Here is a 12,376-nt window from a genome sequence, read left to right as displayed (position 1 = left end):
GTCACGGACAAGATAGGCACACTTGAAAGTTATTGCCCTCGCCGGAGGGCGGCCCGATGCTGTGACCGGCATCCACCGCCCCACCGGCGAGGAGGGCAAGAGTGTTCCGTGGCAAGGTGATCGGTCTCCTGCTGGCGCTCGTCGCCACCGTGCTGTCCGTTCCGGCCGCCGAGGCCATGCCGACGTCCGGCTTCCGCAACCCTGTGCTGGAGAACGGCGCCGACCCGCAGATGGTGAGCCACGGCGGGGCCTACTACCTCACTTACACGCGCAACGACTACATCGCCGTGACCAAGGCAGCTTCGGTGACCGAGCTGGCCACCGCGCCCGAGGTCGTGGTGTGGCGGGACGACACCCCTTCACGCTGCTGCTACATCTGGGCGCCGGAAATGCACTTCCTGCAAGGGAAGTGGTACATCTACTACACCGCGACGAACAGCGGGCACGCCGTCGCCGACCACCGGATGTACGTCCTGGAGAGCGCGAACCCGCTCGGCCCCTACACCTTCAAGGGAGCCCTCGCCGCCGCGTCCGACCACTACTCCTTGGACGGCACTGTGCTCACGATGCCAGACGGGCGCTTGTACGCGATCTGGTCCGGTTGGGAGCCCGGCACCGAACGACCGCAGAACCTCTACATCGCACCGATGAGCAACCCTTGGACCACGAGCGGGCCACGCGTGCTGTTGTCCCACCCCGAGCACCCGTGGGAAATGGAGCACTTGTCCGTCAACGAAGGCGCTGCGGTGTTGTGGCGCAACGGCAGGCTTTTCCTCGCTTTCTCCGCCAGCGGATGCACGAGCCCGAACTACGCGATCGGATTGCTCACTTTCCACGGCGGTGACGTACTCGATCCCGCCGCTTGGACCAAGTCCCCCGAGCCCCACTTCAAAGCTTCCCCCGCCAACAACGCGTACGGCACCGCCCACAACAGCTTCTTCACCTCGCCCGACGGTTCCGAGACGTGGATCGCCTACCACGCTGTCACCAACCCCAACGGCAGCTGCGGCGGCGACCGATCAACCCGTGTCCAGCGCGTTGAGTGGCGCGCTGACGGCACCCCGATCTTCGGCGTTCCCGTCGCGACCTCGACGACTTTGCGCCTGCCTTCAGGGGATCCTGGCGCTTCGCGGCTCCCCAACGGCGACTACGTCTTCAGGGCATCTCACAGCGGCAAGGCGTTGGACGTCGCCGAGGCGAGCACGCAGGACAACGCGGACGTCGTGCAGTGGCTCCACCATGGCAACCCCAACCAGGTGTGGCGCTTGCGCTCCTTGCCCGACGGCACCTACGAGCTACGCGCGAGGCACAGCAACAAGCTCCTCACCGTGGGCTCCTCGGGTGATGTGGTGCAACGCCGTTTCCTCCCCGGTGCCGCCCAGCGCTGGCACATCGACGCTGTCGCCGGTGGCTTCCGCATATCGGCGAAGGCAGGCGGACACGCTCTCTCCGTCGACGGCGCCCAGCTCCACGACGGGGCCAATGTCCTTGCGTCGCACTACCTCTACATACCCAGCCAGAAGTGGCAGATCACGCTGCGGCAGAACTTCAGCGGGGCTTGTTCGAGTACATCCACTGCGACTCGATCCTGTTGACCTCGGCGAGGTAGTCGGCGGTCACACTGAGGTCAGCGGGTTCGTCGGCCGCGAGAACCGCATCGATCACGTTCCGCCAGTGCCCCCGCACGACCGCCGGCTCGATCTCGCGGAGCACACCGCGGTGGACGTGCTCGGCAAGGAGGAAGGGCGCGCTGACGGGTGGCGCCGAAGTGGGCGTTTGGACGAGCCATGTCAGGAACTTGCGCACGGACTCCCGAGGCATGTCCGGACACGTGCGCCCGAAGAGTGCGTAAGCGCGGAGCACCATCTCTGAAGCGTCTTCCAGCGGGACACCGTCCGGCACGGGCGAAAGATCCAACTCGGGAACGCTCGTCGTCACCGACAGCAGAACGCTGAGGTAGTAGTCGCGCCAGGTGTCGGGTCGGTCGTCGTAGTAGTAGCGCAGGCCGTCGAGCACCGCGTGCCCGATGCGCAGTCGCCTCTCGGTGTACTCGTCCTCGCGCAGGCGAGCCGCGCTGAGCTGGTCGAACGCGGCCACGGAGGCGTTGGCCAGGTCGGCGGTCCCCTCCTGGTTGGACAACATCGCGCGGAACCCCTGGGCGTCCAGCCCCGCCGACCACAGGTTCACGGTGCTCGGCCAGGTCTCCGGCGAGTCCGGCCACAAGTCCCGCGCCGACGACACATCGGGGTCCGCGACCACGCGCAGCAGAACGAGATTCGCGGAGTAGGCGGCGATCGGACGCACGACGTCCGGCGGCAGCGGCCGGTAGTCGGGGTAGTTCTGCGCGGGATGACGCCGGCGGTAGTGCTCCAGCAGCCAACCCACGGTCTTGATCACGTCGTCGCGCTCGTCGTCGTCGAGCCGAAGCAGGCGTTGCAGGACGAACTCCAACGTGGGTTGCTGGATCGCCAACGGCTGATGCGACAGCAAGGCGAACAGCAACGCGTCATCAGGCTCGCGGAACCGCCTGCCCCGCAAGGAGGCCGCGGCGACGTCGCGCAGCTCCTCGACGATCCGCGCGGCGACCAGATGCTCGTTGAACGTCGCGTGCAGGAACTCGTAGCTACGCTGGACAGAAGATGTCACGGCCTCGGCGGAGTGCACGAAGAAGAACTCGCCGAGCAACCGTTCTCCTTGCGGCGAAGGCTCTTTGAGCCCCTTGAGGTCCGCGCTCAGCTCCGCCTCGGTGATCGACTGGCGGCCCCGGTTGAACATGCCGAGGGCAGCGGTGGACAGCCGCCTCAGCTGCGTCCCGACGGCCTCGGGAAGACCTCGCTCGGGCAGGCTGGGGTCCTTCTTCGCCTCACGCCTGGCATAAGTGTCGAAGAGCCGGTCGTACAGGTCCACTTGGGACAGTTCCGCGTCCGTGGCGGGGGTCTCGGGGTCGGTGAAGTACAGGGTGAGCATCAGCAGCAGCAACGGCTGCCGGGCGAGTTCTCCGTGCGCCAGCGCGGTTTCCAGCGGCATCGGCCGGTTGGACCGGTTCCAGACGGAGATCCACTCGGCGATCTGGTCGTCGTCGAACTCGTCCAGCTTGACCATCGGAGTGCCGTCCGGGATGCGGACCCGGTCGGCGACCAGGGTGCGCGAGGTGACGACCACCGCCACAGGACGGTCGCAGGCAGCTTCGATCCGTTGGAAATCCTGGATCTCGCGCAGGTAGCCGCCCCGATCGTTCGTGGTCGCCTGCAACAGCTCGTCCAAGCCGTCGAGGAGGACGACCCGGATCACGTCCTCGCTCTGGTCGGCCAGGTCAGCCCAGTCGACGCGCCGATTGGTGGCCGCGTGCAATGCCTGCTGGATCTGTTCCACCACCGGCACGTCGGCGTCCACCTGCCGCAGCGGAACTCGCACGACCGTGTAGCCGGAGTCCGGCAGGCGCGCGGCGAGAACCTTGGTGAGCAAGGACTTCCCCGCGCCAGGATGCCCCAGCAACAGCAACGGCAGGCTGGTCGACGCGGTACTGCTGAAGTGACGGGCGAGCACCAGGTCAAGATCGTCGTACTGCGGCAGCTCCGACCACCAGTTCTCGTCGGCGGGCCACGATTCCTTGCTCGCTTGGGCGAGCCGGAAGTGCGGTGTGCGGAAGATGTCGGCCACGGACGGGAAGACCGCACCGAAGCCGTAGCCGGCGGAGTCCAGCTCGATCACCGGCCGGTCCAACTCGCTGTGGTTGATCGCACGCACCACCGCGCGCAGATCGCGGGTCTGTTGCACGGCAACGGAGAGCAGCTTCTCCAGGCGTTCGAGCGCGGACCTGGTCGCGGCGTGCTCGACGAGGTCCGACCACACCTTGAACTCGTGGACGGTGGTCGCCATCGTCAGGAAGTTCGCGTAGTACCGTCTGGCGACGTGTTCGTGGACTTCGTCTTCGATCATCCGCCGTACAGCTCGCGAGAAGTCCGGGCTGAGCCTGCGGAGGAACCGGTAGACCTCCTGCAACCGGTAGTAGCCCCACTCGGCGACGCGGTGGACGTTCTCGGCGAAGCCGAAAACCGCTGAGGGAGCGGGAACATCGGCCGCGTAGAGCTGCCGGACCAGCGACTCGCCCTCCTGCTGCCATTCCCCGGTGGCGAGCATGACCTTCTCGCCTTCGGTCAGCTCGACCCCGGGCAGGTGCCGCGTGACGACCTCGAAGAACGACGCCATCACCATGGTCGTGTGCGCGGCGACGACGAGCTGGTGCCGCTCAAGGCCGTGGCTGCCGTTCACCCGGTCCGACACCGAGTCCAGCGCCCGGCGGGTCAGGGTCATCGCCTCGTTCTTCTGGTCGACCCAGCCCCACAACGCGTTCACCGGCGGGAGAGCGCCCGACGCCAGCACGACCCCGCCCAACGCCGAGTTGAGCCGGTCGAGCCAGGGACGGTCGTGGTGGCCGAGGATCTGCAGGGCACCGCGGAAGGTGATCGCCGGTTCGCGTCGCACGCGGAAACTTTAGAGCCCAGCGGCTCAGCTCTGGGCGGAATCCGTGGTGTCCACCGGCAGGGGCCGGTCAACTGGGGTGATGGCGATTGCTGCGTACGACGAGATCGCGGATTGGTACGAGGAGCAGTTCCTCGGTGCTCAATGTGAAGACCCGATAGGTGTCGACAACGCCCTGCGCACCCTGCTCGACCGCGGCGACGGTGGCACTTGCCTGGAAATCGGCTGCGGCACGGGCATTCACGCGGCCAGCGTGCGCGAGCTGGGCTGGACACCGATCGGCATCGACGTGTCCGCCGGAATGCTTCGGCACGCACGCGCGAGGCTTCCGGTCGCGCAGGCCGACGCACGGCGGTTGCCGATCGCCGACAACAGCGTTGCCGCCGTCATCGCGATGATGGTGCACACGGACATGCCCGACTACCCGGCTGTGCTGCGCGACGCGGCGAGGGTGCTCCGGCCCGGCGGGGTGTTCGTGCACGTCGGCGTCCACCCGTGCTTCTGCGGCGGTTTCGCTGACCGGAGCGACGGCGACGCGGTGGTGATCCGTCCCGGCTACCGGAACGGCCGCTGGACAAAGGCGTCATGGACTGACCAGGGCCTCCGCGACAAGGTCGGCGCGAGCCACCTGCCCCTCCCCGACTTGATGCACGCGTTCCTGGACGCGGGCCTCCTCCTCGAGCGCTTCGCGGAGGGCGGCGCCCCCACCCCCGCCGTCCTGGCCGTCCGCACCCGCAAACCCCACGAACGCCGCGATTGGTCCGTTGAACGCACTGAATGAGTCATTCGGTGCGTTGAAGTACCTCAATGACTCATTCAGTGCGTAAACGCGGGGCTGGGTCAGACTGCTAGGCGGGCGTCGATCTCCGACGGGGAGAGGACGTGTTGGAGCACCATGGTGGCCGCGCCGAGCACGCCCGCCTGGGAGCCGGTGCGCGCGGAGACGATCTGCAGGGAGCCGGTGGCCAGCGGGAGGGAGCGGGCGTAGACGACCTCGCGCACCCCGGCCAGCAGGCTCTCCGCGGCGATCACCAGCTGGCCGCCGAGCACGACCACGGAGGGGTTGAGCAGGCTGACGCAGGCCGCGAGCACCTCGCCGATGCGCCGACCGGCCGCGCGGACCTCGTTGGCGGCCTCCACGTCACCGGCGCGGACGAGGTTGATCAGCTCGGCGACGGAACCACCGGCGGCGCTGACCCCGGCGGCGATCGCGGGCCCGGCGGCGACGGCTTCGAGGCAGCCGACGTTGCCGCAGCGGCAAGCGGCGGTGGGTGAGCCCATGGCCTGGACGTGGCCGAGGTCGCCCGCGACGCCCTGGGCCCCGCGGTGCAGGGAGCCGCCGGTGATGATGCCGGAGCCGATGCCGGTGGCGATCTTGACGAAGAGCAGGTGGTCGACGTCGGGGTAGACCACGGCGTGCTCGCCGAGCGCCATCAGGTTCACGTCGTTGTCGACCAGCACGGGTCCGCCCAGCACGGCGGCCACGTGGCCGGGCACGTCGTAGCCGTCCCAGCCGGGCATGATCGGCGGGTTGTTGGGCTTGCCGGTGGAGTGCTCGACCGGGCCGGGCAGGCCGATGCCGGTGCCGACCACGGAGGAGTTGCCGGTCTCGGCGAGCAGTTCGGCGCCGATCTGGAGCATCCGGTCGAGCACCGCCCGCGGGCCGAGGGTGATCGACATCGTCTCCTCGCGCTGGGCCAGGACCTTGGCGGCGAGGTCGGTCACGGCGACGGTGGCGTGGGTGGCGCCGATGTCGGCGGCGAGCACGACACCGGCGGACGGGTTGAACGCGAAGGTCGCCGGCGGGCGCCCGCCGGTGGAGACCGCTTCCCCTGCGGGAGCCAGCAAACCCTTGTGCAGCAAGAGGTCCACCCGTGCGCCCACGGTGGACCGGGCCAGGCCGGTGAGCTGGGTCAGCTCGGCGCGCGTGCGCGGCCTGCCATCCCGCATGAGCTGGAGCAGCACCCCGGCGCCGGCTCCCCCGGTGATCATCGACTCGCCCATGGGCGTAGTGAAACACAGGCGCTTCGGTTTCACCGAACATGACTTTTGAACAACTGATCCTCGACTTTTGCTTGACCGTCGTCATAAGTCTGCCTACGGTCTGCGCTATGACTCAGGACACAGCAGCTTCGGGCGCGGAGCTGTTGGGGATGCGGGGAATCGTCAAGCTGTTCCCCGGTGCGCGCGCCCTGGACGGGGTCGATCTGGGGGTCCGCCCAGGGGAGGTGCACTGCCTGCTGGGGCAGAACGGCGCGGGCAAGTCCACGCTGATCAAGGTCATCGCCGGGGTGCACCGGCCGGACGCGGGCGAGATCCGCTGGCGGGGCGAGCCCGTCACGCTCGCGGATCCGCAGGCCGCGACCCGGCTGGGCGTCGCGACGCTCCCCCAGGAGCTCGACCTGGTGGACGGCCTGTCGGTGGCGGACAACATCCATCTGGGGCATGAGCACGCGCGGTTCGGCTTCACCCGGCGGAGCCGGACCGCGCGTGCCACCACCGCGCTGCTGACCAGGCTCGGGCACCCGGAGATCCGGCCCGGCGCCGAGGCCGGCGGGCTCTCCGCGGCGGAGCGGCAGATCGTCAGCATGGCCCGCGCGCTCTCCCACGACGCGAGCCTGCTCGTGCTGGACGAACCGTCCGCCGTGCTCGACCAGCGGGAAGTCGCCCGGCTGTTCACGGTCATCCGCGAGCTGACCGCGGCGGGCGTCGCGATCATCTACATCTCGCACCGCCTCGAAGAGATCCGCGAGATCGGCGACCGGGTCACCGTGCTCAAGGACGGGCGCACCGTCGCAGGCGGCCTCGACGCGGCGAGCACGCCGACGAAGGACATCGTCCGGATGATGACCGGCCGCGCGATCGAGTACGCCTTCCCCCCGCGCACCGAGGAGGTCATCGATGCCGAGCCGGTGCTCGACGTTCGCGGGCTGTCGCTCGAAGGCCGCTTCGCCGACGTCAGCCTGAGCGTGAAGCCGGGCGAGGTCGTCGGGCTGGCGGGCCTGGTGGGCTCGGGTCGCTCGGAGATCATCGAGACCGTCTACGGGGCCAGGAAGGCCACCGGGGGCACCGTCGCGGTCGACGGCAGGACGCTGCGGCCGGGCTCGGTCCCCGCCGCGGTCGCCTCCGGGCTCGGCCTGTGCCCGGAGGAGCGCAAGAGCCAGGCGCTCGTCCTCGGCGACCCGGTCAGCCACAACATCACCATGGCGACGCTGGACCGCGCCGGTTTCCTCGACTTCGCCGCCGAGCGCGCGGCCGCCGGGGAACTGGTCGCCGCGCTCGACGTTCGTCCGTCCGATGTGGACCGTGAGGTGCGGACCCTGTCGGGCGGCAACCAGCAGAAGGTGGTGCTGGCGCGGTGGCTGCTGCGCGAGTGCCGGGTGCTGCTGCTGGACGAGCCGACCCGGGGCGTTGACGTGGGCGCCCGCTCGGAGATCTACGCGCTGGTGCGCGACCTCGCCCACCGAGGGGTGGCGGTGGTCGTCGTGTCCAGCGAGATCGAGGAGGTGCTCGGCCTCGCCGACCGGGTGCTGGTGGTCGCCGGGGGCCGCGTGCTGCACGAGGCCCCCGCGGGCGAGCTGACTGAACACGACGTGCTGGACATCGTCCTGCGAGGAGAGGCCGCGTGAAGGGGAACCGGACGCTGGGACTGGTGATCGCGCTCGGCCTGCTGTGCGTGGTCGGAGCGGCCACAGCGGGCGATCGCTTCGCCAGCGTGGACAACCTGCTCACCGTGTTGCGGCTGGCCTCGGTGATCGGTGTGGTGAGCGTCGGCATGACGTTCGTGATCACCGGCGGCGGCATCGACCTGTCCGTGGGCGCGATCGTGGCGTTGTCGTCGGTGTGGGCCACCACGCTGGCCACGCAGAGCATGGCCGAGGACGTCCACTGGATCGTCATGGTCGGCTGCGCCCTCTTGGTCGGAGCCGGGTGCGGCCTGGTCAACGGACTCCTGGTGGCCTACGGGAAGATCGCGCCGTTCATCGTGACCCTGGCGATGCTGGCCGGGGCGCGCGGGCTCGCCGAGATCATCGCCAACCGCCGCACCCAGATCGTCCGCGACCAGGGGTTCATCGAGTTCTTCGGCGGCTCCGTGCTCGGCGTCCCCGTGCTGGTGCTGGTGTTCGCGCTCGTCGCCGCGGGCGGCTGGGTGCTGTTGAACCGCACCACCTTCGGCAGGCGGACGCTGGCCATCGGCGGCAACCCGGAGGCCGCGCGGCTGGCCGGGCTCAAGGTCGCCAGGCACACCACGCTGCTCTACGTGCTGCTCGGCCTCGCGTGCGGGATCGCCGCCGTGATGCTGATGGCGCGCACCACCACCGGGACGTCCACCCACGGCGGGCTCTACGAGCTGGACGCGATCGCCGCGGTGGTCATCGGCGGCACGCTGCTCAGCGGCGGCCGCGGCACCGTGGTCGGCACGGTGCTCGGCGTGCTGATCTTCACCACGCTGACCAACGTCTTCACCCTCAACAACCTCGACACCTCGACGCAGGCCGTGGCAAAGGGCGTGATCATCGTCGTCGCGGTCCTGCTCCAGCAGCGGCTGGCCAACAGAGCTGGAGAATCCCATGCCAGGTAAGGCTTTCCGGTTAGCGACGGCCACGGTGACAGCTGTGGTGGGGGCCGCTGTCGCCCTCACCGCGTGCACCTCGAACACCCCCAGCGCGCCCGCTCCCGGAGCTGGTGGCGGCAACGCCGCGAGCCCCAACGACGCACCCGGCAAGAAGGTCACCATCGGCTTCTCCGGCCCGGCGGCCGACCACGGCTGGCTCGCGGCGATCAACAACTTCGCCACCGCCGAGGCGAAGAAGTACTCCGACGTGACACTGCGCGTCGCCGAGGGCACGAACGACGCCAGCATGCAGATCAGCCACATCGAGACCTTCATCAACGACAAGGTCGACGCGATCGTGCTGCTGCCCACCGACGGCGCGGCGCTGACCAGTGTGGCGACCAAGGCGACGCAGGCCGGGATCACCGTCGTCAACGTCGACCGCGAGTTCTCCAGCTCCTTCGCCGCGCGCACCACGATCCTCGGCGACAACTACGGCATGGGCGTCTCCGCCGGAACCCACGCGTGCCAGTTGGTCAAGGACAAGAAGCTCGCCGACCCGGTCATCGCGGAGATCGCGGGCATCGACGCGCTGCCGCTGACCCAGGACCGCTCGCGCGGGTTCGCCGACGCGCTCAAGAGCTGCGGGCAGACCGTTGACCGCAGGGTCGCCGCCCAGTTCACCGTGGAGTCCGGCGAGGCCGCGGCGGCGAACCTGTTGCAGGCAGCGCCGAAGCTGGACATCGTGTGGAACCACGACGACGACCAGGGGGTCGGGGTGAAGGCCGCCTTCGACGCCGCGAAGCGCTCGGAGTTCGCCTTCATCGGTGGCGCGGGTTCGGCGAACGCGATGCGCTGGATCAAGGCGGGGCAGATGGCCGCCACGGTGATCTACCCGCCCACCCAGGCGGCGGACGGCATCCGGCTCGCCCGCCTGCTGGTGCAGCAGAAGGGGATGTCCGACCTGCTGCAGGTCGAGGTGCCGCGCCGCATCGTGCTCAACGCGCCCGTGGTCACCTCGTCCAATGTGGACAAGTACCTGCCGCTCGGGTTCGAGTCCTGATGCCGGGCGGGACACTGCGGATCGGCATGGTGGGCTACGCCTTCATGGGTGTCGCCCACTCCCAGGGCTGGCGCGGCGCGCGCAGCTTCTTCGAACCGCCGATCGCGCCGGAACTGGCCGCCGTGTGCGGGCGGGACACCGGAAGGGCACGGGAGCTGGCCCGTCGGTTCGGGTGGGGCGAGGTCGTCGGGGACTGGCGCGAGCTCGTGGCGCGCGAGGACATCGACCTGATCGACATCTGCTCGCCGGGCGACACCCACGCCGAGATCGCCATCGCCGCGCTGGAGGCGGGCAAGCACGTCCTGTGCGAGAAGCCGCTGGCCAACACGGTCGCCGAGGCCGAGGCGATGGCGGAGGCCGCCGAGCGCGCGCTGGCGCGGGGCGTGTACGCCACGGTGGGCTTCACCTACCGGCGGGTGCCCGCGATCGCGCTGGCCGCGAAGTGGTTGTGGGAAGGGCGGATCGGCTGCATCCGGCACGTGCGCGCGCAGTACCTCCAGGACTGGCTGACCGACGCGGACGCGCCGATGTCCTGGCGGCTGCGCAAGGAGCAGGCCGGCTCCGGCGCGCTCGGCGACATCGGCGCGCACATCATCGACCTCGTCCAGCACCTGACCGGCGAGTCGATCACCGGGGTGAGCGCGCTGATGGAGACCTTCGTGCACCAGCGCCCGATCCCGGACGGCGGCTTCGGCGAGGTCACCGTGGACGACGCGGCGGTGTTCCTGGGCAGGCTCAGCGGTGGCGCGCTGGCCACCTTCGAGGCGACCAGGTTCGCCACCGGCAGGAAGAACGCGATCCGGCTGGAGGTCAACGGGACCGAGGGCGGGCTCGCGTTCGACTTCGAGGACATGAACGTGCTGTGGTGGCACGACAACACCGCCGATCCGGCCGAGGCCGGGTACCGCAGGGTGGTGGTGACCGAGCCCGGCCACCCGTACCTGGCGGGCTGGTGGCCGCCGGGGCACGGCCTCGGCTACGAGCACGCCTTCACCCACCAGGCGAACGACCTGCTGCACGCGATCGCGCAGGACCGGCAGCCCACCCCGAGCTTCGCCGAAGGGCTCGGGGTGCAACGGGTTCTCGACGCGGTGCAGGCGAGTGCGGCCGACGAGAGCCGCTGGACCCCCGTCCCCGGCAGCCGAGTAGGAGCGAGCTGATGCCCCGCGCGATCACCCTGTTCACCGGCCAGTGGGCGGACCTGCCCTTCGAGGAGGTCTGCGCGCTCGCGGCCTCCTGGGGCTACGACGGTCTGGAGATCGCCTGCTCCGGCGACCACTTCGACGTGGCGAGGGCGGCGGCCGACAGGTCCTATGTGGACGAACGGAGGCGGGTGCTCGACCGGCACGGCCTCCAGGTCTTCGCGATCTCCAACCACCTCACCGGGCAGGCGGTCTGCGACAGCCCGATCGACTTCCGGCACAAGGCGATCCTGCCCGCGCGGGTCTGGGGCGACGGCGAGGCCGAGGCGGTCCGGCAGCGCGCGGCGGCCGAGCTGAAGGACACCGCGCGGGCGGCGCGGGCGCTCGGCGTGGACACGGTCGTCGGCTTCACCGGCTCGTCGATCTGGCCGTACCTGGCGATGTTCCCGCCGGTGCCGGCATCGGTGATCGAGGAGGGCTACGCCGACTTCGCGCGGCGGTGGAACCCGATCCTCGACGTCTTCGACGAGCAGGGCGTGCGCTTCGCCCACGAGGTGCACCCCGGCGAGATCGCCTACGACTACTGGTCCACCGTGGCGGCGCTGGAGGCGGTGGAGCACCGCGAGGCGTTCGGGCTGAACTGGGACCCCAGCCACATGGTGTGGCAGGACATCGACCCCGTCGGCTTCCTGTGGGACTTCCGCGACCGGATCTACCACGTGGACTGCAAGGACACCCGGATGCGGGTCGGCAACGGCCGCAACGGGCGACTGTCCTCGCACCTGCCGTGGGCCGATCCCCGGCGCGGGTGGGACTTCGTCTCCACCGGCCACGGCGACGTGCCCTGGGAGGACTGCTTCCGCACCCTCACGGCGATCGGCTACACCGGGCCGATCTCCATCGAATGGGAGGACGCGGGCATGGACCGCCTCGTCGGCGCCGCCGAAGCTGTCCGTTTTGTCCGCTCCCTGACCTTCGACCCGCCCGCCGCCGCCTTCGACGCCGCCTTCTCCACCCCCGAACGCTGATCAGGAAGGTGCACCGCGACATAACCCGGTACGGGGGTGTACGTCACCCGGTGGCGTGAACCGGGGGCGTCTGTCCACAGTGCCGCGTCCGACTGGGTCGGCGACC

9 protein-coding genes are annotated in these 12,376 nt (G+C 69.7%); 7 read left to right on the top strand and 2 right to left on the bottom strand.

Annotated features, from left to right (window positions below; genetic code table 11):
* Positions 1 to 101 precede the first annotated feature (101 nt).
* A complete protein-coding gene (locus BLT28_RS03330) occupies positions 102 to 1,595 on the top strand; it encodes a family 43 glycosylhydrolase (protein ID WP_052407451.1) in 1,494 nt (497 codons plus the stop codon).
* On the opposite strand, the gene BLT28_RS03325 is transcribed toward BLT28_RS03330, so the two are convergent.
* Positions 1,549 to 4,485, bottom strand: coding sequence for an NACHT domain-containing protein (locus BLT28_RS03325; RefSeq protein WP_030430302.1), 2,937 nt, complete (start codon positions 4,483 to 4,485; stop codon positions 1,549 to 1,551). The two genes, BLT28_RS03330 and BLT28_RS03325, sit on opposite strands and share 47 nt — an antisense overlap.
* A 46-nt stretch (positions 4,486 to 4,531) precedes the next feature.
* On the opposite strand from BLT28_RS03325, the gene BLT28_RS03320 reads away from it, so the two are divergent.
* A complete protein-coding gene (locus BLT28_RS03320; RefSeq protein WP_231950604.1) occupies positions 4,532 to 5,263 on the top strand; it encodes a class I SAM-dependent methyltransferase in 732 nt (243 codons plus the stop codon).
* 59 nt (positions 5,264 to 5,322) lie between these two features.
* Here BLT28_RS03320 and BLT28_RS03315 read toward each other — a convergent pair whose 3' ends face one another.
* Positions 5,323 to 6,486: an ROK family protein gene (locus BLT28_RS03315; RefSeq protein WP_030430304.1), complete on the bottom strand. Its 1,164-nt coding sequence runs from the start codon at positions 6,484 to 6,486 to the stop codon at positions 5,323 to 5,325.
* Between the two features lie 107 nt (positions 6,487 to 6,593).
* Here BLT28_RS03315 and BLT28_RS03310 point away from each other — a divergent pair, with 107 nt between their 5' ends.
* The 5 genes from BLT28_RS03310 to BLT28_RS03290 are packed head-to-tail and all read left to right on the top strand — an operon-like array spanning position 6,594 to position 12,270.
* A complete protein-coding gene (locus tag BLT28_RS03310; RefSeq protein ID WP_231950602.1) occupies positions 6,594 to 8,111 on the top strand; it encodes a sugar ABC transporter ATP-binding protein in 1,518 nt (505 codons plus the stop codon).
* Complete coding sequence (locus BLT28_RS03305) at positions 8,108 to 9,064, top strand: ABC transporter permease (RefSeq protein ID WP_081900378.1); 957 nt, start codon at positions 8,108 to 8,110, stop codon at positions 9,062 to 9,064. Before BLT28_RS03310 ends, BLT28_RS03305 begins: the two co-directional genes overlap by 4 nt.
* Positions 9,054 to 10,100: a substrate-binding domain-containing protein gene (locus tag BLT28_RS03300; protein ID WP_030430307.1), complete on the top strand. Its 1,047-nt coding sequence runs from the start codon at positions 9,054 to 9,056 to the stop codon at positions 10,098 to 10,100. The genes BLT28_RS03305 and BLT28_RS03300 overlap by 11 nt, the downstream gene beginning before the upstream one ends.
* Positions 10,100 to 11,260: a Gfo/Idh/MocA family protein gene (locus BLT28_RS03295; protein WP_030430308.1), complete on the top strand. Its 1,161-nt coding sequence runs from the start codon at positions 10,100 to 10,102 to the stop codon at positions 11,258 to 11,260. Before BLT28_RS03300 ends, BLT28_RS03295 begins: the two co-directional genes overlap by 1 nt.
* Positions 11,260 to 12,270 (top strand): sugar phosphate isomerase/epimerase family protein, encoded by a 1,011-nt coding sequence (locus BLT28_RS03290; RefSeq protein WP_030430309.1) that lies wholly within the window; start codon positions 11,260 to 11,262, stop codon positions 12,268 to 12,270. Before BLT28_RS03295 ends, BLT28_RS03290 begins: the two co-directional genes overlap by 1 nt.
* The last annotated feature ends 106 nt before the right edge of the window (positions 12,271 to 12,376 follow it).

Source organism: Allokutzneria albata (assembly GCF_900103775.1).
Taxonomy (GTDB): domain Bacteria; phylum Actinomycetota; class Actinomycetes; order Mycobacteriales; family Pseudonocardiaceae; genus Allokutzneria; species Allokutzneria albata.
This window is presented reverse-complemented; position numbering and strand designations above follow the sequence as displayed.